The 26591-nt window shown below is 35.3% G+C and carries 22 protein-coding genes; 13 read left to right on the top strand and 9 right to left on the bottom strand.

What is annotated here, in order from left to right; genetic code table 11:
* Positions 1 to 731: 731 nt before the first annotated feature.
* From IPH52_00895 to IPH52_00925, 7 genes are all read left to right on the top strand, one after another.
* The gene (locus tag IPH52_00895; GenBank protein ID MBK7053597.1) at positions 732 to 1367 is read left to right on the top strand and encodes a hypothetical protein; all 636 of its coding nucleotides are present in this window, start codon (positions 732 to 734) and stop codon (positions 1365 to 1367) included.
* Positions 1364 to 1849: a hypothetical protein gene (locus tag IPH52_00900; GenBank protein MBK7053598.1), complete on the top strand. Its 486-nt coding sequence runs from the start codon at positions 1364 to 1366 to the stop codon at positions 1847 to 1849. Before IPH52_00895 ends, IPH52_00900 begins: the two co-directional genes overlap by 4 nt.
* Positions 1850 to 1925: 76 nt before the next feature.
* Positions 1926 to 5720: a DEAD/DEAH box helicase family protein gene (locus tag IPH52_00905; protein MBK7053599.1), complete on the top strand. Its 3795-nt coding sequence runs from the start codon at positions 1926 to 1928 to the stop codon at positions 5718 to 5720.
* The gene (locus tag IPH52_00910; protein MBK7053600.1) at positions 5704 to 7803 is read left to right on the top strand and encodes a hypothetical protein; all 2100 of its coding nucleotides are present in this window, start codon (positions 5704 to 5706) and stop codon (positions 7801 to 7803) included. The genes IPH52_00905 and IPH52_00910 overlap by 17 nt, the downstream gene beginning before the upstream one ends.
* A 48-nt stretch (positions 7804 to 7851) precedes the next feature.
* Positions 7852 to 8241 (top strand): Eco57I restriction-modification methylase domain-containing protein, encoded by a 390-nt coding sequence (locus IPH52_00915; protein MBK7053601.1) that lies wholly within the window; start codon positions 7852 to 7854, stop codon positions 8239 to 8241.
* Positions 8242 to 8291: 50 nt separating this feature from the next.
* The gene (locus tag IPH52_00920) at positions 8292 to 8633 is read left to right on the top strand and encodes a hypothetical protein (GenBank protein ID MBK7053602.1); all 342 of its coding nucleotides are present in this window, start codon (positions 8292 to 8294) and stop codon (positions 8631 to 8633) included.
* Between the two features lie 155 nt (positions 8634 to 8788).
* Positions 8789 to 9163: a hypothetical protein gene (locus IPH52_00925; GenBank protein MBK7053603.1), complete on the top strand. Its 375-nt coding sequence runs from the start codon at positions 8789 to 8791 to the stop codon at positions 9161 to 9163.
* Between the two features lie 44 nt (positions 9164 to 9207).
* Here IPH52_00925 and IPH52_00930 read toward each other — a convergent pair whose 3' ends face one another.
* Together IPH52_00930 and IPH52_00935 are read right to left on the bottom strand one after the other, a co-directional pair.
* Positions 9208 to 12141: a TonB-dependent receptor gene (locus IPH52_00930; GenBank protein ID MBK7053604.1), complete on the bottom strand. Its 2934-nt coding sequence runs from the start codon at positions 12139 to 12141 to the stop codon at positions 9208 to 9210.
* Between the two features lie 228 nt (positions 12142 to 12369).
* Positions 12370 to 13095: an OmpA family protein gene (locus tag IPH52_00935; protein ID MBK7053605.1), complete on the bottom strand. Its 726-nt coding sequence runs from the start codon at positions 13093 to 13095 to the stop codon at positions 12370 to 12372.
* Between the two features lie 101 nt (positions 13096 to 13196).
* Here IPH52_00935 and IPH52_00940 point away from each other — a divergent pair, with 101 nt between their 5' ends.
* The 3 genes from IPH52_00940 to IPH52_00950 all read left to right on the top strand — a co-directional run bounded on the left by IPH52_00940 (position 13197) and on the right by IPH52_00950 (position 14646).
* Positions 13197 to 13649: a hypothetical protein gene (locus tag IPH52_00940; GenBank protein MBK7053606.1), complete on the top strand. Its 453-nt coding sequence runs from the start codon at positions 13197 to 13199 to the stop codon at positions 13647 to 13649.
* A gap of 71 nt (positions 13650 to 13720) precedes the next feature.
* The gene (locus tag IPH52_00945) at positions 13721 to 14149 is read left to right on the top strand and encodes a hypothetical protein (protein ID MBK7053607.1); all 429 of its coding nucleotides are present in this window, start codon (positions 13721 to 13723) and stop codon (positions 14147 to 14149) included.
* Positions 14150 to 14160: 11 nt separating this feature from the next.
* Positions 14161 to 14646: a hypothetical protein gene (locus IPH52_00950; GenBank protein MBK7053608.1), complete on the top strand. Its 486-nt coding sequence runs from the start codon at positions 14161 to 14163 to the stop codon at positions 14644 to 14646.
* A gap of 3 nt (positions 14647 to 14649) precedes the next feature.
* On the opposite strand, the gene IPH52_00955 is transcribed toward IPH52_00950, so the two are convergent.
* Positions 14650 to 15354 carry an SH3 domain-containing protein gene (locus IPH52_00955; protein ID MBK7053609.1) on the bottom strand — a complete coding sequence of 235 codons (705 nt, stop codon included), beginning with the start codon at positions 15352 to 15354 and terminating at the stop codon, positions 14650 to 14652.
* 98 nt (positions 15355 to 15452) lie between these two features.
* On the opposite strand from IPH52_00955, the gene IPH52_00960 reads away from it, so the two are divergent.
* Genes IPH52_00960 through IPH52_00970 form a run of 3 tightly spaced genes read left to right on the top strand, consistent with a single transcriptional unit; the run spans position 15453 to position 17341 of the window.
* Complete coding sequence (locus IPH52_00960; GenBank protein ID MBK7053610.1) at positions 15453 to 16535, top strand: hypothetical protein; 1083 nt, start codon at positions 15453 to 15455, stop codon at positions 16533 to 16535.
* A 12-nt stretch (positions 16536 to 16547) separates the two neighbouring features.
* Positions 16548 to 16877, top strand: coding sequence for a hypothetical protein (locus tag IPH52_00965; GenBank protein ID MBK7053611.1), 330 nt, complete (start codon positions 16548 to 16550; stop codon positions 16875 to 16877).
* On the top strand, positions 16874 to 17341 hold the full coding sequence (locus IPH52_00970) for a hypothetical protein (protein MBK7053612.1): 468 nt from the start codon (positions 16874 to 16876) through the stop codon (positions 17339 to 17341). Before IPH52_00965 ends, IPH52_00970 begins: the two co-directional genes overlap by 4 nt.
* Positions 17342 to 17357: 16 nt before the next feature.
* Here IPH52_00970 and IPH52_00975 read toward each other — a convergent pair whose 3' ends face one another.
* From IPH52_00975 to IPH52_01000, 6 genes are read right to left on the bottom strand one after another with little or no spacing between them, the layout of a single operon-like run.
* Positions 17358 to 19154: an OmpA family protein gene (locus IPH52_00975; GenBank protein ID MBK7053613.1), complete on the bottom strand. Its 1797-nt coding sequence runs from the start codon at positions 19152 to 19154 to the stop codon at positions 17358 to 17360.
* 48 nt (positions 19155 to 19202) lie between these two features.
* A complete protein-coding gene (locus IPH52_00980; protein ID MBK7053614.1) occupies positions 19203 to 20774 on the bottom strand; it encodes an aldehyde dehydrogenase family protein in 1572 nt (523 codons plus the stop codon).
* Entirely contained in the window at positions 20749 to 22785 is a 2037-nt protein-coding gene (locus IPH52_00985) for a hypothetical protein (GenBank protein MBK7053615.1), read from the bottom strand. Before IPH52_00985 ends, IPH52_00980 begins: the two co-directional genes overlap by 26 nt.
* Positions 22782 to 24863: a 6-bladed beta-propeller gene (locus IPH52_00990; GenBank protein MBK7053616.1), complete on the bottom strand. Its 2082-nt coding sequence runs from the start codon at positions 24861 to 24863 to the stop codon at positions 22782 to 22784. Before IPH52_00990 ends, IPH52_00985 begins: the two co-directional genes overlap by 4 nt.
* A gap of 56 nt (positions 24864 to 24919) precedes the next feature.
* The gene (locus IPH52_00995; protein ID MBK7053617.1) at positions 24920 to 25804 is read right to left on the bottom strand and encodes a hypothetical protein; all 885 of its coding nucleotides are present in this window, start codon (positions 25802 to 25804) and stop codon (positions 24920 to 24922) included.
* A gap of 9 nt (positions 25805 to 25813) precedes the next feature.
* Entirely contained in the window at positions 25814 to 26584 is a 771-nt protein-coding gene (locus IPH52_01000) for a ParA family protein (protein MBK7053618.1), read from the bottom strand.
* Between the last annotated feature and the right edge of the window lie 7 nt (positions 26585 to 26591).

Consider the following 26591-nt stretch of genomic DNA (forward strand, 5'->3'; position numbering starts at 1 on the left):
GTATAATTTCCTTAAATGCTACTTGCATTTGATTTATTTGTCACCCTTTTTCGCTTTTGTTTCCCCTCACCCCAATTTTTTATAAGTTGCGGTATATGCCTGTAATGCCCCTCTCCCAATGGGAGAGGGGTTTCTCACCATTATGCGCGTTAAGCAAGAATGGATGTAGTTCGGTTAAAATAATCTTCGTATGCGGCTAATCTAAAATCAACAGAAATTATTTTTTATCAAATATTTTTTTCGAATAATTACACAGTTCAGCATTTTTGTGGCTCTAATGCGTAATTAAGGTATATTTGCTTTGAAGCACAATTGTCCTTTCCTTCGACTTCGCTCAGGACAGGCTGGCTCAGGATGACAATGAGGCTAATGCTGTGTATACGCTTTGTATAAGCTGCGTATAAGATAACGTTTTATCAAACATAGGGTAGCGATAGGTTCAAAGCTATACTCAATATAGGTTCCCTATGCCCCCTTAACCCATATTTGAAGTATTAGGGAACCCATTGCTACCCTATGTTATGTGCATCGTCTTCTTATACGATGGTAAAAGGAATCCCCTGACTGGTTACTTGTTGTTTGATTCTTTCGGAGTATTCCCCTTTGCGAAAGGGGATGGCTTTCAGTGTAAAAATAATTTTACTCCATTGATTCACCATACAACAAGGAAATCAAATAATTACTAAAAATAAATATTGCAAAAATAGAAAGGCTATACAAATTAATCCTCTATGCATTTAATCCCTGAAAAATCTGTCAAAAATGAAGAAGCGCATAATAACAAGAAAGACTTACCTTCTTATTTAGGAAAAAGGCTATTCCTTGTTAGCCTGCTAGTTGGATTTATTCTTATCGTTGTTGCGTCGCTACAGAACTCAGATCAGACTGAGGAAGAGCAATTAGCGGTTTTACAAGCTAAGATAGAAAAGCGAGAAGTGTTGCTGGAATATGAAAAAAAAGCTTACTGCGAATTGCTCTGGAAAGTTAAAAAAGTTAGATTATGTGCTTGCAAAAAGAATTTTATAAAGGACATTGGAAGTCTCACGGGATACAAAGTCAAGGACTCTGATCTAGACTGGAGAGATTCAGGAAAGACATTTGAAGAGGCTTTACAGGAAGCATTTAGAAGAACTGGTGTTCCAAGAGATAGATTTATTGCGGAAAAATGGGCTAAAGATTTAAACGGAAAATCTGGCGTTGTAGAATGGAAAGGAATTGGTGGAGCAGAAGTAAGTATTGACCCGCCACATGAAACAGATGGTCCAGATGTTTTTCATATTGGATTCAAATCTGCTGATAAAGGAAAAAAGAGAACTAAGGGGCACATTTTTTTAGATTGTGTGCCTTTTTTTAGGAATGTAAGATGACCAATTTCGTAAAAGAAAGCATAGATGAAGCATTGCAGGCAACAGGATACAGACTAGAAGAAATGTCTACACTTGAATCTGTTTTCTTTCGTAAGAGAGTCTGGGATACTTTTACGGATGGAAAAGAACATTGGTGTCTTTGGGAATCTGCTGCTGCAAATGGTGGGTTTAGTATCCGAGAATCCAATGCATGGGAATGGTTGGATGAATTTTTGTTACTCGATGAATTTTATCTTTTCTTTGATAAAGATGAAGATCCTACAATCTATATCTTTCCACAAAATCAATGCTTTACTAAATTTCAAAATGAATTCCCTGGATATACCTTTTATATCACAAACAAAAACCTAGATTTCTTAATCTACCAAAATGACAGTGACTACCTTCGCTGTATCGGCACCGCCGAGCCTTGGCTTCGTAACAAAGCCAAAGAACTTTCAATCACAGGTTGGGTTGATATGGATGGGAAGAGTTATTTGTAATTTAGTGAAAAAATAGTTTGTCTTTTACACCTATCTTGTCAGAATGCTATGGTATTCTAGGTAAAGGTAGATTGGTTTGGCAAATAAGATTTTAGATAATAGCAAAGGAAGAGAGGTAGTTTCCTATGTTCAAGGTGAATTACCTCATTCTAAAGAAGCAAAGTTTGCTATTGGATATTTTTATCTGAGCGGATTTCAATTAGTAGAATCCCATTTTCCTGTTGGCAGTGATCTTAAACCATTTTTAAAAATCGTAATGGGTCGGGAGACTGATTCAGAAACAAGTAGTGAACTCATTACCGGATACGAAGCCAGAGAAAAGATCAAGCAAGAGTTATTAGAAGAACTACAAAGCACAGAATTATCAGACGAGAAAAAAGATAATATCCGTAGTCTTGCTAATCTAATCGAGAAAGGGATAATCGAGATTAAACTCTTTGAGAGTGCGCGGCTACATGCAAAATTATATTTATTTTTAAATCATAATCCTTCTCCGAATGCTTCTAAAGGTCAAGCATTAGTAGGCTCATCTAATTTTACCTCCTCTGGACTCACTCAAAACAAAGAATTAAATATTAAAATTTCCGATGCAGAAGAAATTGATTATCTCAATGAATGGTATGATAAGCTTTGGGATGAGGCTTCTGAATTTAAAAAAGATTTATTAAAAATAGTAGAAGTAAGTGGAATTAAAAAGCCAAGCGCGGCAACACCTGAATATCCACAGATTGGAAATTTAGTCAGTCCAGAAGAATTATTCAAATACCTAGTTTATAAATGGTTTGATGGAAAGGTTATGAATATGTTAAAGAAAGATATTCTTGCCGAGTTCCAGATGGTTGGTGTTCTCAATACAATTAAGATTATTGATTATTATAACGGTGCTATTGTTGCCGACTCAGTTGGTCTTGGAAAAAGTTTTATCGCAATGGCTATTATTGAAGAGTTCATTCAAAAAAAACATACGGATTGGATAAAGAAAGACAATGGTGGAGTTCCGGGTGTATTGTTAATTGTTCCACCGTCTGTTATCAACCAATGGGAGGAGTTAATCATTGGTAGCCTTGATAATAAAGATGAATCCGAATACAAATATCTGCAAGCAGGGCAATTAATTAAGATTCAAAAAAGTGATTTCTTTAAGAACAAGCATGTTTCTATTTCCGGAGCATATAAAGAGAACGATATTTCTTTTCAAATATTCACAGAAGATGGAAATGAGCTACTGGGTATTATCCGCTTGTATTCTGTTGGACTATTTCAATCGGATCCTGCTTATAATAAGCTCTTAGATACTTTTAAAGAAACTTATGATTTAATCGTTGTCGATGAAGCGCATAAATTTAAAAATCGTGGAAGCAATCGTTGGAAATCACTCAAAGCATTGCACAAGAAAAAAAATCATAAATTAAATAAAATGCTTCTTCTGACTGCGACTCCGATGAGCAATTCTATTTATGAATTGTATAATTTAATTCAGTTATTTAATGATGAAACCTTTCAGCCGTTTACACTAAAAGGAATCATGGTTTCTAAGTTATTCGAAACTTATCAAAAAGCATTTCAAGAATCTAAAACAAATGATTCTGATGAGAAAAGAAAAGAGCTATTAGACGCTGCGAGTGAATTAAAACAGAAAGTAATTGATGAAGTGGTTCTCCTTCGAACTAGAAAATATATCAAAGAAAATTTCCAAGATGTAAAGATTAATGATAAGCCTTTAGTATTCCAAGACCCGGTTGTTTCGTCTCTGGATTATTCCGGTTATTCGTCTAAACAATTCCAAGATTTTATATCTCTTGTTTGTAAAGTATTGCCTGAGCTAGAATTTGAACATACAAAATTGTATGGAGCTATTTCTGTATTCTTTGGAGATACAACTGCTTCTGAAAATACTGGCTCAGGTATGGGAATTAAAATTGCTGATCTGTTCCGGTTACTACTGGGTAAACGCATTGAGAGTTCCGTCTTTGCATTCGAGACTACTCTTCGAAAAATTGCTTTTAAAGAAAGAACTGCTCTCTTCTACTTTACACATAATATTTCAATCGTTAAATCAAAACAGGATTTGCAAAAGTTTATTGAGAAACTATTAGAAGAAACAAAAATTAAAGCAGACTTTGAATTAAATGAAGAAGAAAATTATTTAGAAGAAGACCCTAAATGGTTTCAGTCAGTTTGGAATCTATGGACTCAATATACAAAAATAGAATTAGAAAAGCAAAAGAGTGATTTGCCGCTAACAGATGTAATCATTCTTGATTTTGGATCTAGATCAGTCGTATCAAATCTAAAAAATGATTTAAAAAATATAGAAGCAATAATCGAAAAGTTAAATGATTTAAAAGAAAAAGACGCAGATGGAAATAATCTTATCCTAGGTGACTTGCCTCATACAGGCAAGGATTCATTGCAAGAAAAAATGCCGATTTGGATTTACAAGTATGATCCTAAGATCATTGCTCTGCGGCAAATTCTGGGTAGCCCTTCTGGTCAGTCTGAAATATTAAAAGTTCCAAATCTAAGTGATAAGAAGACAATCATATTTACACAGTATAAGGATACAGCCTATTATCTGTATCGAAATTTAGAAGATTGGGTAAATAAGAATTCATTTGCCAAAGAAATTTACCAAGATATTAAACACAATAACCGTTCTCGAATTGGTCTAGTCACTGGGGAAACAGATTCGAGCAGTCGAAACAATCTAAAGAAAAGATTTGCTCCTCGTGCGAACAAAGGTGAGGATGAAATTAAAAGAGCCGGAGAATTAAATGTATTAGTCGCTACCGATGCTTTTAGTGAGGGTGTGAACTTGCAGGATGGTCATGCGTTGGTTAATTTTGATTTGCCTTGGAATCCAATGCTTATTGTGCAAAGAGTCGGTCGAGTCAATCGAATTGGAAGTGAAAACATTGTAGATGTAATTAACTTCAAACCAACGGATGAAATTCAATTAATCGTTACCGTGCTTGCTAAATTAAAAGAGAAGATCAAAGACATTACAAATATTTTAGGAAAAGAAAGTAAAATTCTAGATGCAGATGAAGAAATTTCTGTTGAAACATTTGGACAAAAGATTCAAAAAATGTCCGAAGTCTCGATTGATGATTTAGAAGAAATGGGAATGTCTGATGAATTAAAAAAAGGATTTTCTTTGAAAGATAAATTGCAGGCTGATGAATTTAAACTTTTAAATGAAATCCAGACTAATCTGCGTTATACTCCGCGTGACTTTGCTAAGTATGAAAAGGAAATTTATTCCAATAAAATTTATTATTCCTTTGTTCCGGGTGCTGATAGAGTTTATTCTGTTTATGAATTCAAACGGGGAAAAGAAGGAGAAAGAAAAGTATTGGAGAAAAAAATACTTTCGTCTTCTCTAGAAAATCCCACTCTAGTAACAGAAGAAAGCCCGCTTGCGCTATTGCATTTAGTGAAAGAGGATAATAAGGCTAAGCCTGTAAAGATTTTAGAAATAGCAGATTTACTCAAATCCTTCAAAGCAAAAGTAGATGAGAGAAAAGAAGAAATCGAAGATGCAACGGTCATCGTGCAAAGAGGATTTTTAAACAAGCTAACCGATTTCCTAGGAAGACATGCTCCTTTTAAACAAAATGATCCGAATTGGAAAGAAAAACTTCCCGTCGTATTTAATAAACTCAATATTCTAAGACCACAAGAGCATGTTCCCAAGATTCGAACTCTCTTAGAAACGGCAGGCGTTTTAAGTGAGAAAAGCGGCAAAGTAGGATTAACCGATCCAGATAAATCACTCGATATACTCTATGAGTATTTGAAATTTATTACGGATATTAATTTTGAACAAGAGATCAATCATTATGGATGGTTCTATGAAAGAAAAAATTAAAAGCATTATTGAAAATTTATCTAACAAATATCCAAAAGTAGAAAAGAAATATAAGGATACTACTTATTATGTGTTCAACTACTACAAGTATGAGCAAATCAATAAAAACTATTGCATTTATTTTTTTCCTGAACTAACAAAAGAGCAAGCGAAAGAAGTTTTTGTTCCTGATTTTTCTCCTAATCAAAATGATATTATCTCCGCTGGTGTTGGTTTTATAGATTCAAATGAACTTTGGATTTGTAACTTTAATCCGAATGAATTTAAAAAAGTAATCAAGAACACTGATAAGATTACAGGCAAATACTTTACACTATTAGAGAAAGCATTTGCGATTCCGTTTGATGCCAAAAACTTAGAGCCGTTATTCGATAGAAAAGATTTAATCGAGGAGTTTTACAAACTCTATCGAAACACAAAAGAATTCTTACTCGAAAAGAATAAAGTCAAAGGAGTTCCCGAAGAGAGAAAGGGAGAGTTTGCCGACCAATTTCTTTTGACCATCTTGACTCTTTGGTTTTTGCAGGAGAGAGGATTTTTTAATAGAGATACGAATTATCTTAAAAATAAATTTAAAGAAGTAAACGAAAAGAAAGGAAACTTCTTTGAGTTTTTACAAAAGCTATTCGAAAATCTAGCGGGTAATACTGATGAGCCGATTCATCATTCCACAGAATTTGGAGATTTAGTAATACTCGGACCTGCGCTCTTTTTATATGAAGAAAAAGACATTCCACTTGCTACGATTAGTATTGATAATAAATGTTTTTACCAAGAAGGGATGACGGAAAGGGCTATATCTATTGAGCCAAAGAGATTGTCTGATTCGCTTCCTATTTTAAATTTGTTTGAGAGTAGAGATTGGGCGGAAGGGAATATTGATGAGTTTGTGCTAGGTGCGGTGTATGAAAAATTAATCAACACAGACGAGAAAAAAGGAACTGGTTCTTTTTATACTCCCGAAGACATCACGACTGGAATGTCCGAAAAGGCAATTCTAGATTATATAAAGAAACAATTCAATAAGAAGTTTTTAAACAAGAGTGAAAATGGGTTATATGCGATTATCCGCGAGGCAATCCAAGAAGAGTTAGTATTTTTGTTTGAGTTAGTTTCCCATCTAAAAATCTGTGATCCTGCTGTGGGGAGTGCGCACTTTCTCGAATCTGCCATTGAGACAATGGTGCATGTTTACGAAGAAATCTGGAAAAGAGCGATTATCCTCAACTTAAAACAAACCTTCTATATCCAGACAGGAAACGAAACCGGAGAGATTGTAAAAATTGATATTACAGACTTACATCCAGACAAAGAATCAGAAAAAGAAAAATTCTATTTGTATATCAAATACTTTATCATTCTATCTCGCAATATCTATGGAGTAGATATTAGCCAACGCGCGTTAAAAGTAGCAAAGGCAAGACTCTTTCTCACAATGGCAAAGCACTTTAACTTAGAGAAAAATACATTTGTGCGATTCCCGAATGTGCATTTTAATTTGCGAGAAGGTAATTCACTTGTCGGATATATCACATTAGCCGAACCACCTGCCAACTCTAAAAAGAGAGATATAGTAAGTCACGACTTATTTTCGTTTGCCGCCAAAGATACAAACCAATTGCAAAAAATCCTAGAAGACCTCCCGAAAGAATTTAAAACAAAGATTCAAAAGCTGTCTCAGGCATTAGGGCAAAAAGGAAAAATTCTACAAGAATTGGAAGAGCTTGGAAGTATATTGGCAAACAAAAAACTAGACAGCGCAGATTTTAAAAGAGCCTTAGAGATTAAGTCTGATTTGTCGCAGATTCATATCGCGAGTCTATCGACTAACTTCGCTCTAAAACTACAAAGCATTCTAGAAAAAACAAACGAACTCTTCCGAGTAAAATTAGATTCCCGCTTTGCAGAAGAATTCCAATTAGGCAAAGACGGAGAAACCGCACTCAAACGAAATAAGACGTTTCACTGGCAAATGGAATTTCCTGAGGTGTTCTACCTCTCCCCACATCGCTCAGCCCCTCTCCTAAATCCCTCCCAAAGGGGAAGAGGAGAGGGACTTGGTTGGGCTTTGATATTATTCTAGGTAATCCGCCTTATATACAACTTCCAGAAGATTCAGGAACAGGCGGATTTGTTTGAACAATTAGAATATGAAACATTTACTAAGAAAGGAGATATTTACCGTTTATTCTATGAACGGCAAATAGAACTTATGTGTAAAGGTGGTTATGGATTCTTTATCACCTCCAATTCCTGGATGAAAAGTCAATATGGTGCTGCATTACGAAATTACTTGCTAGGGCATTCTAATCCACTACTTCTATTAAACTTTGAAGACACTCAAATCTTTGATGCGGCAATTGTAGATCCTAATATGCTACTACTAGAAAAAGAACCTTACGCAAAACAATTAGAAGCCGCAAGTATTACTAGTGAATACAAAGTAGGTTCAAATTTATTTAATTTTTTTGAAAGGAATAAAATGCATTTGGTATCCTTTCTAACGATGAATGGAGCGTAGGAACAAAAGAAGGATCTAAGGTAAGAAAAAAAGTAGAAAAAATAGGAATATTGATTAAAGAACTACTGAACGAAGTTCAAATGGGAATTCAAACTGGACTAAATGATGTATTTATTATTAATCAAAATATTTATGAAAAGCTAATTCAGAAAGAAAAAAAATCAGAAATATTAATAAAACCCATTATCGGTGGCAGAAATGTAAAGAAATATACGACTCAGTGGGAAAATGAATATGTAATAGCCATTGGTCTCGGTATGCACAAAGAAGTAATGAAAAATTATCCCTTCTTGTATAAATATTTATTAGATTTTAAGGAAATACTAGAAGCAAGAGCTCAAGTTACAGGTGGGCAACATGATTGGCTAGAATTAGATAACAAACCTACATGATTATTTTAAGAGAATGAAATCAACGAAAATAATTTGGGCTGAAATATCAGATAAGCCAAAATTTGCGTATGATGAACTGGAATTTATTTACAATAAGATAACTTGATTATGATAGGAAAAAATTTAAAATATTTAGTTAAGTCTTTAATTCTAAAGTGATTGAGTGGTATGCTAAGAATTTTGTGGCAACTACAACTGGAATGGGAACTTTACGATGGCTTAAAAATACTGTAGAAAAAATCCCCATTCCCCGCACACCTATCGACAATCCAGAATTACAAAAACCATTGATTGAATTGGTGGATAAGATACTAAAGAGTAAGGACGCTGGAAAGAGTAAAGACGCGATTAATCGCGTCTCTACGGAGGATGACAACGATACTTCTCACTACGAAGCCGAAATTGACGCACGTGTGTTTCATTTGTATGGACTCACAGAAGAAGAGATGCTGACTGTGCTGAATAGTTTTCCTAAGATGAGACAAGAAGAGAAAGACTTGATTGGGAAGTTTTATAGGGAAATAAAATAATGGGGTTTGGGGCTATTAGCCCCAAGTTGTAAATGCCCCCACATTTAAAAAGTAATTGTAAGATTCATCATAAAAGATCTACCGGGTTGAGGAAGGATAGAGGAATCATAGCCTGTTGATCTTGCATAGTAATAATTTCCAGCATTAGCATTGCCTACCCCCGGATGCACATAGTATTCATTGAACAAATTCATGATCTTGAATGTAAAAAAACCCAACTCTTTAAAGTTATAAGTAAAACCTGTATCAATAACAAAATATGGATCTAGGCGTTTTTGTTCTTGTTGAGCAGAGCGCCTTAAGAGAGTTTCCGCTTCTATGTCTGGCAATGGACCATTGTTGTTTAGGACGTTTCTAGAATAAAATTCTCGTGCACTTACATAATTGCCCCTAAAATTTAAGATAAAGGTTTCTTTTATGGGCAGGTTGATTCCAATATTTATTTTATGAGGAGCAACATCACCTAAGTTTGTAAATTTTCTTTCACGAGGAATATAAGAAGCAGGTCCGTCATAGTATGCACCAAGAGGATTATTCACTTTATTTCCTTGGTATAAATACTCATACTGACCAAGGGGAGTTGTCCCTTCTTTCCATTGTTTCATATTATGGTCATAATATGTATCCGATTGGGCGAGAGTGTAAGTGTAGTATGTATAAAAACTGATAGGCAAAGAATTTGTGATAAAATTGTTAAAGTTCCATTTGAACTTATATTCAAGACCGTAAATTCTTCTTCTTCCTCCATTGGGACCGGACTCTCTAATTACATCCTCATACCTTGAATAGAAAAAGGAAGCTTCATTTGAGATTTGTTTCCCTTGTCTCATTAAAACAAGTTCTGTTGTTTTCACTTTTTCAGGTCTTAGGTTTGCGTCGGATACTCTACCAGAAAAACCTCCATAAAGTAAAAGGGGAGGAGGCTCATTAAATGCTTCTCCGTATAGTAACTTAATGGCTGTTTGCTCTTGCAGTTTATAAATTGCCGTTATTCTTGGATTTAGAGCTTTACCATAGACAGAGTTTTCATCGTAACGAATACCCGGACTAAATCGAAACTTTCCAATGTCAATAATCGATAATAAAAATCCACCTCTGTCATAGGTTCCAATCATGTTCTCTTCCGGCATTCTGCCCCGACCGGAAGGACCTTTTAGCATAATAGGATCTGTGCTCAAATAAACAGAATAACCGCCATTTTGATGAAGTGGGTCTTTATCAACCCCTTTGTTTACATTTGGATTTAACGCATCCACAGAGCTAAAATAAGTAGAGCCCCACCAATACCCTGGAATATCATAAAACTTAGTTAATTTCTTAGCTTCGTATTTTAAACCTGCTAGAATCTTTAAGTTATCGTTCACTTTGTATTCGATGTTTTGGTTTACTAAGATACTAGAATTTACATTTCTCCAATTCGTTATACTTACATACGATGGTTTCGTTAAACTAGAACCATCTGCCTCCGCCCAAGTTCCGTAAGTGGATGTATCACGAGCTAGTGCTAAAGTATAAGAAGTTAACTTAGGAGTTATTTCTACTGTGTTTTCTGCATAGACGTTTACAAGCCTCTTACTCCAATAAGCATTTGTTTGCGCTTTGTCACCCGGATAGTGTCCACCGTAACTTTCATCTTTATTACTAAGATTAGAACCAATCTTTAATGTCTTATAGGTAGCACTTAAAATTGTTCCCCAATTATTGACAGAGTCCCGATAGGTTCCAAAAGGTTTTCCCAAATCTCCATAAAACAAAACCGGTCCCCAGATATTTGGATTTCTCAAGAAAAAGGGAGAACTAAATCCCTTCCCTTTCACATTATTATTTTCATCTTCCCCCTGGGTAGTTCTGGCAGAAACTGCAATTCCTAATTCACCAATTTGAGAAGTCGCATGTCCGTCCATAGTCCAATTGGGTCCGGTTCCATACATTAAACTTGCTCTTCCCGTTAATGCCTTTCCACCATTATCTTTTGCTGTTTTTGTGATAATATTAATGATTCCTTGAAACGCATTTGGACCATACACAGCAGAAGCAGGACCATAAATAATTTCAACACGTTTGATTCCAGAGATTGGGTAAGTTCTATCCACAGTTCCAACTTGAGTCCATAAATCATTCTGTATAATACCATCAATCATTAGAAGGGTTCTTGAGGTGTAGGGAGTTCGATAGCCTCTCTGATATAAATTAATTGGGTCAGATCCACCAAGACCAATGACATCAAAACCAGGTAAATCATTGAATATATCTTGTAGGCTTGTATAGCCTCGATTCTTAAAATCCTGCTCCGTTATGACCATTGTAGTCGCAGGAACGTCTATCAAGCTTTCTTTCGTTCTAGAAGCCGTCACAACTTCTGTTTGCTGTAATAGCTTAAAAACGTCATCAGAGGCTTTGGATTCGACAGCAACTACTGGCAGATTCAGTTCCTTACCTATTGGGAGAGATTTTACATATTCATCTACGTTCTCTGCATTTTCTTTTCTGGCAGTATTGAATTTTACTTTATTGGAAAACTTTTTAGAAAATCTGTCACTTACTACTTTGTCTTCTATCTTTATTTCTTCGGGAGGTAATTCTACTTCACTCAAATCTCCAAGCGAATCGGAAATGTTGATTGCGTCGATAATATTTCCTTTGTCTGGATTGTAGACATGACCATAGATGAGCAGATTTCCATTTGGCTTTCGTGTGTAGTAACCACTCAAATAGAACTTAGCATTATTATCCTTTGCAGTTTTCAGATTCTCAGCATTGCTGCCAGTCAAAGTCTTTACCTCAAAACCTTTTGCAGTTAGCTCTGATTTTAAATTTTCTAGGATTAAATCTCTATTAGCCACATCTTCTTTAGATTTATAAGGAAGAAAAGTTCCAATATAAATTGTGTTAGATGTGGAACCATCTGCAATAAGACTCTGAACCAATACAAATAAAAGAAATATGGCTATAAATCTAATGTTTTTAAAAATATTCATCTAACTTCCCTAGTATAGTTTTCAACAATGATTTGTTTTTTTATCTATAATGAGGAAAGACTGAAAGAAATGTAATAGATTTTGCAATTAAAAAAATAGTCTAAGGACTTTTTTTTTCATAAGTATTGCTTAACTCTTGTATGTTTAATGTATTCGAGAGAGATTTTAGATAAGTGGGAAAAGCCGATCGTAAACGAGCGGCTTTTTTATTTTTTTATTTAGAAGAGGTTAACCAGCAGTAATCGCTAGCTCTACACGTCTATTTGCTGGGTCATTTGGACTTGCACCAGGAGCAGGTTTGTCTGCACCTACACCTTTCGTTTCACCGATTTGATCATCAGTAATTCCTTGTGATTTTAAATAACCTTTAACAGAATCTGCTCTTTGTTGGCTAAGAGTTTTATTGAAAGCTGGATCTCCAGAAGCATCTGTGTGACCAGAAATATTAACTTTAGTGTCTGGATATGCTTTGATAGAATCAGCAACTTTATCAAGTGTAGCTTTTCCTGAATCAGGAACATCCGCTTTACCAGGATTAAATTTAACTGCTTGCTCACCCATTTTTAAGCTAAGTGCTTCAATATCGCCATCAGCACCTTTCACTTCTGCTACACCAATTTTTTTAGATTCAAGATCTTCTTTGATATCATCTTTCATTAGGTCGAAGTATAACCCAACACCAAGACCGATTGCGCAACCAGCAGCAAGACCAACAGCCTTACCTTTATTGCTTGCTTTTTTCTTTTTACCAAAAGCTGATTTTACTACATCTTTGATGTCTCCACCAGATGCTTTTTTCTTAATAGCTTCATCATAGGCAGCCCCAGCTAATAAACCTGTTAAACAACCAGTCAATCCGCCTATCATAGTGCCCTTTCCTACTTTACTGAGTGTCTCACAGGAAGTAACCGAGAAAGCAACTAGCAGAATCATAACTAATGAATTTTTTTTCATCTATTGTCTCCTTTTTCTTCAAAGAAAAATAAAATCTATTTCGGGTCAATCAAAAACAAGTTGCTTTCTGACTCGCAAATTCATATTCTGGATAGTTAATTATGAAGCCATCCATTCAAATGAGTATTGCATGTGGGATAATTGGACTTATAGCAGGTCTCTTTGTTAGCAATAATGCTACAGGAGAGGGTTATGAGATGTTTCCACTATTCTCTACTTTGTCCTCGCTTGTATGCTCTTTCCTACTCTGGCATATATTCATCACGCGAAAAAAATCACGCTCTATTGTATTTGGAATTTTTATAGGGCTAATGATTGTAATCCTCTCTCATTACTTCACTTGGTATTTCATGTCCTTGTCTTATTTTCTTTGCAATCAATTCACTGGTAAATGTCTCAGTTCACTCGGAGGAAAGACAATAAATCCAGTTGAATCTATTTATCTACTACTTCCGTTCACATTGATTAGTTTAATGATCGCATGGCCTACGATTCCTTTGGGAGCCTTCCTTGGTGCGATCGTAATTAAGCTACAGAATAATTCAAAAATTTAGTAAAAAAATTTCTTGCCAAATAAATAGCATATGCGATAATTCTGCTCCCTATCCAAAGGGAGGAGAATATTGTGAAGACAATTTTTATTTTATCAGGGTTTCTTTTTGCCCTAAATCTATTTGCCACTGAAGAAATGGAAGGCATTTACATTGCAAAATCGGAAACTACAAACGAAATCTACGAGTTAAGCCTTAACGTGGAAAAAGATGGCACAGGAGAAGATGCTCATTTCTTTCACTTAACCAAGGCTATGCAAAGAGAAGAAGGTAAGAATGAAACATCGATTGTTGGAAAATACAAAATAGACAAGAAAAAAATCATTCTATACGGAGAATCAGTCACAGCCTCTAAGCAAAATTTAAATGCCGATCACGAAGACAAGCAAGAGAGCAAATACACCGGCTCACCGATTCGAGTATTTGTTCGAAACGAAGACAATAAAACTATTCTAGTATTGAGTGCATTTGGAAAAATACTTAAACTAGCAAAACAATCTTGAGAAGCAATCTTATGAGATTTATATTAATAGCCTGCCTGCTTTATGCAGGTAGTTTATTTTCAGAAGAAAAGGCAATTTTAGAAATCCGTAAATACTATCAAAAGACTGAGCAAAATCTTAAAACATATACGCAGGCTAAGATTGATTATACACACAAAAAATCTCACGTAGATGAAACAGATTTATTAGATGAAGAAATTTACTTTTATTCAAACAAGAAAGAAATTGTTAAAATCGTAGGCGATATTGTATTTGATTGCTCCGGCTCTGTAAATGAATTAACATACAAAAATAAGGAGCTAATCTTTGTATACTCCTACAAATGGTCGGGATGCAATCGAGAAGGAAAGTCAGACGAATCCAGATTCTACTTTCAAAATCATAAGCTCATTCAATGGAAAGTAGGCGAAGAAGAAGTAGCCAAGTTAAAATGGAATCAAAAAGAAAAAGAACTTCTCAAACTTTCTGTCTTCTATTTAAAACAATTCCCTAAGTAAATTTTAAGGTGCGGCGTATATCGTTTTAATTTCTGCTCCTGCATTGCCTAGATCCGTAACAGTGAGAGTAACAGTTCCGCCAGAATGAATATATGTTTCAACGACAGAGACAGATTTTACCTGACCGGACTTATCACGCATAACGTTAAATTCAACTTCGGTGTCAACGAATTTAACCTTATCCGATTTTCGAGGATACTTATACTTATCAAAATTATAAATAAAACAAATTCCAAGTAAATAAGCTTCCTCCATACGAGCGAGCGGCAAAGTAAGAGTAGACGTTGTTACCATAGTATCATCTGTCGCTTCCGTGACTTTTGTTCCCTTCGGCAAATATTTATCAGCGTATTGTTTCAGTGTTGGATTCGATTTACTGGGTAGCTCAGAAACTGGAGGTGGATAAGAGGAAAGATATCCATCAAATAAATATCCTTCTCGGTCATCAGCCATTACCTTGACCCAGTAGCCGGGAATCCCATCTACATCGTATTCTTTATCAGTCATTTGACGAACACGCGCAATCGTTCCAAATGAAACAGTTTGAAGAAATCTTCCATTCTTAGACGGCTTATCTCTTAGATTCAGCCCCGACTTAGCCAATACATAGAGATTGTCCCCCACTTTGTAAGAAACAACAGGCTTCGCACTTACAGAAAGGCACAATAAAAATAAGACTAGAATGATTCGATTTCTTTGCTGGTTCATATTTTTTTCTATCGGAGTCTTTTTTGTTTATCGATGGTAATTTTTTACATTGATAGATTTGATTTGCTGAAAAATAGCCTTCTCGAAAAATAGAATGAATGCATTTTTCAAAACGAAATCTTTTCCTATTTTTAATTTTCTTTTCTGCTCTATCTCATTTGTTATTTCGATTTCTAGTTTTATACTCAGAGAAGACTTCCTTTATCTGGCATACAATTGGAACGAGAGTAATTTCTCCAAAAGAATATGACCTTGCCATTCTCGGAGACAGCCAACTAATGAGTGGTATTCATCCTAATATTCTAAACAAGCTACTAAAGGAAAACGGGAAGCAAACGGATATTTTATATTATCCGCGACCTTCAGAGCAGCCAGAAGGAATTTATAAATTGCTCATAGACTTTAAAAACTCAGGAATAAAAATTAAAACTCTTGTCGTCAATGTCTCCCCTGTCACGAGTTCAAAGAATACAATCGTAGACGCTCACAAAACTCTCTCTCAAAACTTTCAACCTTTTTCACTTCGAATGCTTTTAGACAGTGAACTCAATAAATTCTATTTTAAAAATCTATCGGGTAATATCTATTACCTTTTCTTGCAAGTATTTCCACTTTTAAAACTAAATGGAAATTTCTCGAATGAAATAAAACTAATTCCGGGCTCAGAAGGAATCCAACACAACAAAGAAATGAATGCACTCCTAAATGTAAATTTTTTTGGGAATCTAAACACGAATAAAGAAAAGAATCTATTCCTAGAAAATTCTTTAATCAATGAAAATTTCTATTTTGAATGGGGAAATTTCTCTCCTTTCACCGGAGAGTGCATTGAAAGAAAAGAAACACTTTCTTTACCGGCTGGAATGGAAGCAGCATTCTTAACTCCAAGAAAAGAGTCGCTTAGCTTTTGGTTAAAGATTGGGAAGTATGCAAAGGAAAACCAAATCCGAATTCTTTATCTATACATTCCATTTTCTCCAGAGGCTGAGGCAAAAATTCGGTCAAATGAAAGCACTTCTCCAATCCAAATGAATCTCCATGAAATTTCCTCCCAAATAGGAGAAGATAGTATAATGAAAATTGAACCAAAATTATTTAACTCCAGCGACTTTAAAGATTATACTCACTTAAATGTATGTGGAATGATGAAGTTGACAAAAGAGTTAGCCAATAGATTGTAACGAGATAGTTTTATGTTTTATTCTAAAAAAAATATCTGTCTAGGACTCTCCCTTTTACTGCTTCTATTGCATTGCGCTGATACAAATGACTTATACTATTCAAACGGTCAAGCCAATGGTAGAATCTTCTTAGCATTTAAAATAAAAGATACCGAGTGCAATTACACACACCGACTAACCGCCGTTATACCGTATGAATCTAGAAAAAGAGAAGTAGATGCTTGCGTTCAGGCAATTCTAACAAAGCTTTGCGGAGATTGGAATGTATCTGATCCTACTCCACTTTTATGTAAAACAATTAATTATAGAATTAACTATAAAATAGGCGGAACAAAAAAATGATTCCTAAGTTCGATTTGCAGCTAACGGAAATTATGCTCTATATTTCCTTGTTCGTCGCCTTTGTTGTTTTAGTCATCCTCTATCTTCGTTCAGGAAGTAAGAAAAAAAGAATTCTTCAAAAAACAGAATCCGGGGATAATGCTTCTAAGCCAAAACAAGAACAATCCATACTTGAAATATTCGATTATCTCGGAACAAAGATTGTTCACGAGAATGGAACCTACACAGTAAATCATAAAGGCAAAGTAACCTTCTACAAATCATGGGAGTTAGTCCCAATTCAATTTCAGAAAATGGTAAAGGAACTAGACAATCGTTCTGGACTCGCAAAGAAGAATGATGATTACTTCTTAGAAGTCATCAATGGAATTTATTATCTAACCATGCCCGATGGTTCCATCAAAAAATACAATCGCCTAACCGACGTCCCTGCTTATATACGCAAAGCGGTAGGGAAGTTATAAAGATGAATATCTTTGCTTACTTGTTTAAGTCTGGCAAGGTCAATAGCACATCGAAGCGGTCGTTCATTTCTTGTTTGTATTCGTCTTCATCATAAAACAATGGCTCAACTTCACCATAAGCTTGGTAAGTGTAACGCTCAAAGTCCATATCGCGATTGAACATTTTCTTAAACAAATCTTTTGCGCGTGCTTCCGTTCTCTTCATATTCTGTTTATCATCTCCAGGTTGCTTGGAATGAGTTTGAATTTGAACTTTATAACCCGGATAAACTGAGAGGATTTTTTTAATTTCGTTTAGAATATCTGATTCATCTTTTTTTAAAGTTGATTCGGGAATGGATATTCTTAATTTTTCTTCTTTTTTCGTAACCAAGATTCCAGTTTTAAATTCTTTTACTTTAAAGAATTGCAATTCATTCAATTCATTTCGAAACGAAAAGTGAATTTCTAAATTACTAAGAGAACCAATAAGTATGCCATTATCCGCATATCCATCCCAGACGATTCGTTTTCCAGGTTGACCAATTCCTTTCCATTTTTTTATCACTTGTGTTTTCATTTTATCATTCAATTGATAATTATGCAAAATTGTAATCTTCCACGTTCGAATCGTAAAATTATCTAACTCAGGAAATATTTCTAGAAAATCTGAATCTTCATCGCCATCGGGTGTAAAGGATTTGGAAGAAAGTCGAAAGTATATCTTTTTCTCTTTTGTATTGACGGTTATTTTTCTCTCAGGTGATTTTAAAACCTTTGAGCCAACAGTTAGCTTCAACCTAAGAAGATATGTATCATCAGAAACAATTTTGCCGGTAGAATTCTTTCCATCCCAATCAATGTTTTCAGGGAGAGTCTCTCCCGCAAATGTTCTGAAGACTTCCTCTTTCGTCCCATCTTTCTTAAAAATATTCATTTCCCAATTGGAAATATTTCTTTCTAATGCAATTGGCTTAAAACTAACAATATCTTTGACTTTATCACCGTTAGGTGAAAAAGTAGAAAGGTTTTGTTGAATATCAATATTGTCAGGACTTCGACTCAGGTAAATATTTTCAAAGGTCATCGTAATTTTATTTTGTGAAAAATCTTCTCCGACTAATTGATAAATATAAGTTCCTTCGTCTTGTAAAATTCCTCTATCATCCTTCCCATCCCATATTAGATTCTTGGGGATACTCTTCGTATCCCACTGAAATGTGCGAATTGGTTCATTCTTTTCATTTAAGAAAGTTCCGCTCCATCTATCTGCTGGATCTGCAATCACTTCTTGCTTAATATTCAACTGGTCAAAAATTTTATCACCATTGGGAGTAAAAAAACGATTATCCGCACTAAGCCTTGCATATGGTAGTGTAGAATCCAGATAAATGGAAACAGGTTTTGATTTGATTTCTGATTTATCAGAAAAAAATACCTTCATCTGATGAATGTAGCGACCGTCTGAAAGAATTTTTCCAGTATTATCATTTCCAAGCCATTCTACTTGCTCAGGAATTTCAACCTTCAATGGCTCAAGTTCTTTATCTCCAGAAAAAAGATACGCGTAGAAACCACGCTTTCGTTTATGTCGTAAATCTGCTGAAAAAATTTTAATCACTTTTCCATTCTCATCCGCGATATGAATCTTCCAGTCTACTGGTTTGCGAGAACCAATATATTTTATTTTAAAAATCATTGTATCATTCACATCATCGAAGTTAGGGGAAAAGAAAACTTTCGGTGTCTCAAGGACTAAGGATTCTACTTCTTCCGAAATCAAGGAAGATGTGAAAAATGAAATAACAAAGAGAAAACTAAAAAAACGTTTCAAAAAAATACCCCTTACATCAAGTAGCTACTCATTAGCGATTAACCAATATTAGCCAAATAAAAATTTAACAGCCCTTGAAATATAGCTGTATATTTTTTTCGAATAAGGAAACCACCATAGTTCATCGGAAAATCGCCAAAGCCAGCGATTAGCACTCACTGCTTGAGTTTGGGCAAATGCGCGTAATCCTTCGGGACCATGCACGCGACCAAGTCCACTCTTTTTAAAACCACCAAAAGGTAAATCAGATATCATATAATTCGCAAGAACATCGTTTATGCAAACAGAGCCTGCGAGTATTCTTTTCGCGATTGCTTTTCCCTTGCGAGCATCACTTGTCCAAACAGAAGCACAGAGACCGTATTCAGAATCATTTGCCAATGCAATGGCTTCTTCTTCTGTATTAAATTCCATTACAGAGATTTCAGGACCGAATGTTTCTTCTGACATGATTTGCATTTCATGATTTACTCCAATCACGATCGCAGGCTCATGATATAATCCTTTCTCGGTTACTACGCGTTTGCCGCCAGCCACAAAGAAGGCTCCCTTAGCTTTTGCATCTTTATATTGAGATTCGACAATCTCTACTTGTTTCGGAAGAGTCATAGAGCCAACGCTTGGAAACTCTTCTTTAGAACCCTGTTTTATTTTTCCATATTCTTCTTTTAACAAACTAATAAACTCATTATAAATTGCTTTTTCTACATAGACTCGCTCAACGGAAATGCAAGTTTGACCCGAGTTAGTAAAACCACCCCAGAGTGCTCCACGCACAGCTCTGCGTAGATCGGCATCTTTAAAAACGATCATTGGATCTTTGCCGCCCAATTCTAAAATAACTGGTTTTAGCATTCGACCACAAGCCTCGCCAATTATTTTTCCTACTGTGGTAGAGCCAGTAAAACAAATCATATCTGTATTTGAAGAATTTACTAAAGCGGCTCCTGCAACTTCTTTGCCTGTGACTACTTGTAATACACCGTTCGTCAATCCAGCTCGCTGAAAAAACTCAACTACTTTTAGAGTAGTATAAGGCGTAACCTCTGAAGGTTTAATCACAACTGTATTACCAGCCATCAGCGCATTCATGATTGGCGTAACACTTAAAATTAAAGGATAGTTCCATGGAGAAATTACACCCACTACACCGTGAGGATGATAGTTCACATAGCATTTCTTATTCAAAAGTAAACCAGCAGAGCGTTTTTCTCGTGCTAAAATTTTAACACCTTTCTTCGCGATGTATTCAATTGCCTCGAGCGTAGTAAACACTTCGAGAAGTGCATCCATTTTGGTTTTTCCAGTCTCATTACAAATACAAGAAATCATTTCTTCTTTGTTGTTTGCTAAAAACTTTCTAAATAAAATTAACTCTCTAGACCTTTCTCTAAGCGACTTTGCTCCCCAAATGACTTGTGCTTGCTTTGCCAAAAGGATTTTTTCTTCTACCATCTCAGCGGTATACAATGGTAATTCGCCAATCTTGGTTAAAGTTGCAGGATTTAGAATTTCAAAACTTGCTAAATTTGACTTTTGCTTTACGGCAACTTTCTTAGTCTTAAGTTTTGATACTGATTTTAAAGAGTTGTTTTTATTTTTTGTCAGTTTCTGCGCCATCACGAATTGTTCCTGTTACGATTACTTTGTCTTTCAATCCAAGATTTTTAGTCCAATTGGCAACTTCTGGGACTACTTTCGCAATATATTCATCTACAGTCACGACTTTCATTGGTATATTGTCTAATCCAAGTCGAGCAGCTTCCAATATTTGATTTTTTACTATCCCATCCTTGGAACCTAGATTTACTATTACTGAATCCTGGTTAATCTTGATTATCCTACCGCTTAGTGGAATGACTGAGGTAATTCGTTTTGAGACTCGCATCGAAATTTCGGCAAGCGAATTTCTATTGGAAGCAGTCGTGTTAATTGTATCCATTATCTTTCCGCTAACTCGATCATACAGTTTATACTTTACAGTAATATTGTTTTTATCCTCTGTGAAAGTTCCGTAGGCAATGTAGCGAATAATATTATCACGTTTTCGATCTTTATCTAAAACGTCTAAAGCATCAGGAGTATAATACACTGATTCAGTATATGCCTCAATTCCTTTCTTTTTTTTAATTTCAGATCTAATTTTATTTTCTTCTAATCCAGAAATTAATTTCATACTCGGTTGGAGGCTAAGGGCAAATTTAATCGCATTGCCAATTTGCAGACTAGCATCAGGATAGGTAAACAAACTCTTTTCTGGTTCTGGATCAAAAACAAATACTTCAGGCTCTGATCTAATTCCAAAATTAATTTTGCCATCTTCTGATGTGAAGCCTTCTCGGTGAATGAGCGTTTGCTTAAAACGATGAAATACATTTTCTAATCTATTATGTATTTTCATATCATCAATATTTTCATCTCTTGTTTTTGTTAAAAAAAGCAAAAGGCGATATAGATCACCGTTCGAATAATAGTATTCCATCAACTCTTGTTTTATTTCATTATTAGTTGGAATTAATTTTTCCGCTCGTTTAATATGAAAAAAAGCTTCATTGTATAAAAATTCTTTTTTAGTGAATCGAAATCTCTCTAACCTGTATTTTCCCAGCTTTGTTCTTAAGGCATGGTTTTCATTTAGCTTTGCAATTGCATAATTCTCAGCCGAAAATCTTCCTAGTTCATTTAGCTCTTGTAATTCTAAAAGCTTCATATAATTTTCAGCGGACTCTTCACCTTTATCTAGTTTATAATTTATATATCCTGCAATATATTGAAGATAAGGGTCATTTGGAAATTCAGTAAGCAATTCTTGCACATACAGTTCTGCTTCTTTGTATTTTTCCTTTTCAATTAAATCAAATTTTGCAAGCCACAAAAGGTTTTTTACTAGCAGTCTCTTACTTTCAAAATTATCACCATCAAGCGAAAGCGCTGTGTGAAGAAATGTGTAGGTTTCTTTCATTAGCCGATGTGGATCCGTAGAATCCTTAAGCATCTCAAAATTTAGAATCGCTTTTTGATTAAATGAATTGGGATTTTCCGGGTATTTAGAAATTAATTCATCAATGATTTGATTTGCTCTTTTAAAATCTTTATTCGCAATATAAACCTTTGCCAATAAGAGTTTAAACTCATAATTCTGAACGACTCTTTTTCTAGCTTCTTCTAACTTTATGAGCGCTAACTTATTCTTACCCGCTTTCAATAAAACATAAGCCCTTGCAAGTAATAGTTCAGGATTGTATGGTTCTTCTTTGAGTGCAGATTCAATAAGTTCTAGTGCTTCTTTAGACTTACCAAGATCAGCTTGAATCTCAGCAAGACCAGCAATCGCATCTTTGTTTTTGGAGTCCAATTCAAGTGTTCTTTTGAAACCTGCTTCCGCATCTAACTTTGATCCAAGAAAAAGGGAACTCTTCGCAAAACCAAGATTAGCCTTTATTGAGCCTGAATTTTTAATCAAGGTTTGTTTATAATTTACTAGCGCCTCACGGTAATTTTTCTCTTTTAAAAATTTGTCGCCTAATTGAATGTATTCTCCCGCTTCCTTTTCTTGCGAGATAATGGAAACGAAAGAAGACGAGAATACTAGAAACGCTATAAATACTAAAAATGATTTGAATTTCATCATTGTTTTTCCGGCACAAAGAAACCAGATTGCGCCCTCCCTACAACATCGCGGTAGAAGGAAGAAACCTCAACATCAATGTATCTTCCTGCGAGATCAGGATTTAATTTACTCTTATAAGAAACAATGTATCTCTTATCCTGTTTGGACTTTATAAACTTATAAAGATTTGTCTCTTCCGGGCTTCCTGGAATCTTTAAAAATATTCCACCCGTTCGGTTTGCAATATCTTTATAAACCGACGCCATTTCACCTTCATCACTAAGAGAGAGGATAATGACAGGTATCCCGTGAGCATTTGCATACTGGATATTTCGAAGAACGGTATATTGATTAAACGCACTTGGCATTACTTCGCCGGATACAAGCAATACCACAGCTCTAGGTCCGAGTTCAGGAACTAAATCACCAATCCCTTGATAAAGTGATTTTCCAAAATTGATGTTAGATTCAGTAGGTTCAGATTTTCGAATCTTTGCATAAACATCTAATGGAGAATAGCCAAAAGAATAAATCTTCTCTGCGTCTTTTCCTGCGCGGATAACTTCAATTTTGTCCTTAACTGTAATGGAATTAAAGAAACTTCCTAGAACACTATCAATATTTTTCGAGAACTCGCTCATTTTTTTGCTATTCTCATAGATTAGGGCAACGCTTACGTTTTCATTGAACTGCTTCATTTTAGCAAGTCCAACAAGTGGATATACATTTTCATTTTCCGTCACTCTAAATCCACTGCGGCTAATACCTGTTAAATCTTGCTTGCTTCTGTTTCTCACACGAACGAAAAGAGATACATCAGGAAATCTTCCTAGTTCGACTCGCTCTATATATACATTTAGATTTGAAGTAAGAGTATTCTTAGGAGCAAATACATCCACTCTATGTCTATCATAATCAATAGAATACAGGGAGCCTGTTGTGTCGTAGGAACTTGCAAAAGAGCGAAGTAATTTTACATACTTACCTGATTCATCTCGAAAGCTAGCGATCTTAGTCCATTTCTCGCTATCTAAATTGTAGATCATGAGACCGTTTTGTTCGTCTGCAACATACATTCTTTTTTTGTAAAACTTTACAGAGCGTGGCACTGTCATATTTGGATGAGTAAATTCTTTTATAAAATTTCCTTCATCATCGAAGACAGCAATTCTCTTGTTGCCTTTGTCGGCGACATACACTAGATTATCCTCTATTGTAAGCCCCGAAGGCATTTTTAATTTCCCCCTACCGTCATGTCCGAATTCGGAAATAAATTTTCCATTAAGAGATAATTTCTGAATTCGATTATTTCCAGAATCTGCTACAAATAAAATATCTTTTTCAGAAACAGCGATACCAGTTGGTCCGTAGAATTTTCCACCTTCAGAGCCTTTACCTGCAAATCTCTCTTGAAAATATCCTTTGTCATTTAAAACATAAATTCTATCCGAAGCAAAATCACTTACGTATAGATTGCCTTTATGATAGGTAAAAAACATAGGACCTTCAAAAGTTCTTCCAAAACTTCCTTTGTAATTACCAACTGGAAAACCGTTCGTGTCCATCTTGATAATATTTGCAGTATCAAAGGCTAATACGAATAAGTTCCCTTCTTCATCAAAAAGAATGTCAGTGGGATTTCGAAAACGATATCCTCGATTCTCATCGCCAGATAAATGTTTGTAGAAAGTTAAATTATCATTTTTTCCTACGCCTGCAATATGAAGTCTTAGAATCTCTGCGCGGTTTTTCCAGATTTGATTCATCTTACCAGAAGCTTCGATGATTTCAAGTTCACTTAAACTTTCTTGCCATTCCCCGCTTAGATAATTTGCATCGGAAAGATATTTTCTAGCAAGCTTAAAATCTCCCATAATAGCAAGAGCCGCAATGAAACTTTCTCGTGCCGCGTTGTATTGGTAATTGTGCAGGTAGACTAACCCCTGTTTGAAATAAGTGCGAGCCTGCTCCTTGCCAAGTCGGAACTCTGGGAGCTCTTCTGTAGGGGCTAACGGCTGTAATACCAATATGGAAACAAATACTGATAGCACAATGAGTTTGCGTGCGATGATTCCTGCTTTATGACATAATTTTAACATGAAACCTTGAATTCCCCTATTGGGTTAAGAATTAGGCGAAAAAGTTTCATCCGCCTTTATTTATTATCGAGTAAAGTCTTTAAATCGTTAGTTAAGTTTGCGAGCGTATTAGAATAACGTAGAGACTTTTCGGTTCCTTCCGATGCAACTTTAGCCAACTTGTAAACATTCAAAATATTATCAGTTACACTGTTTGAGGACTTTACTACATTCGATGAATTCTTTGCAATCTCTGTCAAAGAATTGGTTTGCTCTTCCAAGGAAAGATCAATGGAATTCTGATTGTTTTTAATAGACAATAACTGGCTAGAAATTTCATTCATCGACTCGACAGCTTTTTTAGAGTCTTGGTAGAAGTTCTCAATCTTATAGCGAATATCGTCAGCAATTTTGTTAGTTTCTTTTGCAAGCTCTTTGATTTCATTTGCCACAACTGCAAACCCACGACCGGCTTCACCAGCTCTTGCCGCTTCAATACTTGCATTCAAGGCAAATAGGTTAATCTGTTGCGCAAGACCTGCAACTACTTTGTCAATTTTGTCTAAGTCTTTGCTGCTCTCTAATAGGTTTGAAAACACATTGTTCGTTGTGTCTGCTGACTTTAGAGCAGATATGGATGATTTTGTAGAATTTGCTGAGCTAGCAGAGATTTTCTTGATACCTGATTTTAATTTTTCAAGTGAACTTCCCATTGCGAGAACATTATGACTTAATTGCTTAGAAGCATTGGAAGCTTGGTTCGTTTGCTTTTCTAACTTACTAGAATTTTTATTTAATTCTTCAGCCATTTCAGAAAATTCATGAATCGTATCACCAACAGTATATACTACATTCGAAAGTTCCGAATCGCCCGCGTTAGAAGGTGCTCCTTCTTTTAGAGGGGGTTTAATAGATTTAATGGTTGCAAATGGATTATTCCCGATCGTTTTTCTATCATTCATAGTAAATTCCTATTTTTTATTTTCCTGAGCTATAACTTCTGCGGCAAACGACCTGTAGTCATGTGCGCCAATACTCTTGGGGTCATACTGAAATATCGTCTGAGTGAAGCTCGGAGATTCAGCTATTTTTATATCTTCTCGAATATAAGTGTTATAAACTAGAACTCCAAATTTTTCAATCAGGATATCTACAATTTCCATATTGTGTTTAATATTTTGATCTACTCTACAAGGTAAGATTCCGGTAATATTCAAGTTTGGATTTAACTTCGCTTGAACAGATTCAAGTGTTTCTAGAAGAGAGAGAACCCCATATAAAGCGAGAGACTGAGCCACAACTGGAATGATAATTTCATTGGCAGCACCCATCGCATTTAGAGTAGTCAGATTCAAACCAGGAGAGCAATCAAATATAACATAGTCCCATCTCTTGGGATCGATGTTGGCAAATTTATTTTTAAGAATGGATGCCTTATTCGGGTGTTCTTTCATTTCTTTGGAATACTTGCTCTTGAGGGGAATAAACGGAATCATTTCCAAATTCCTAATCTTTGTTCTCTGAGCAAGTTCTAGAATTAAATCCGGTCCTGCATGCAGGTCAAAGAGGTCTTTGTCCTGAATCGAGTTATATAGCCCAAGCCAAATGGATGCAGAGGCTTGTGGATCTAAATCAATCAGAAGCACTCGTTTCCCTTTTTCCGCAAGAGCAGCAGACAAATTTACAGCTGTAGTGGTCTTTCCGCTACCGCCTTTTTGATTGTTAATGACAATTTTTCTCATATTTCAT

The sequence above is a fragment of the Leptospiraceae bacterium genome (assembly GCA_016708435.1).
Lineage (GTDB): Bacteria > Spirochaetota > Leptospiria > Leptospirales > Leptospiraceae > UBA2033.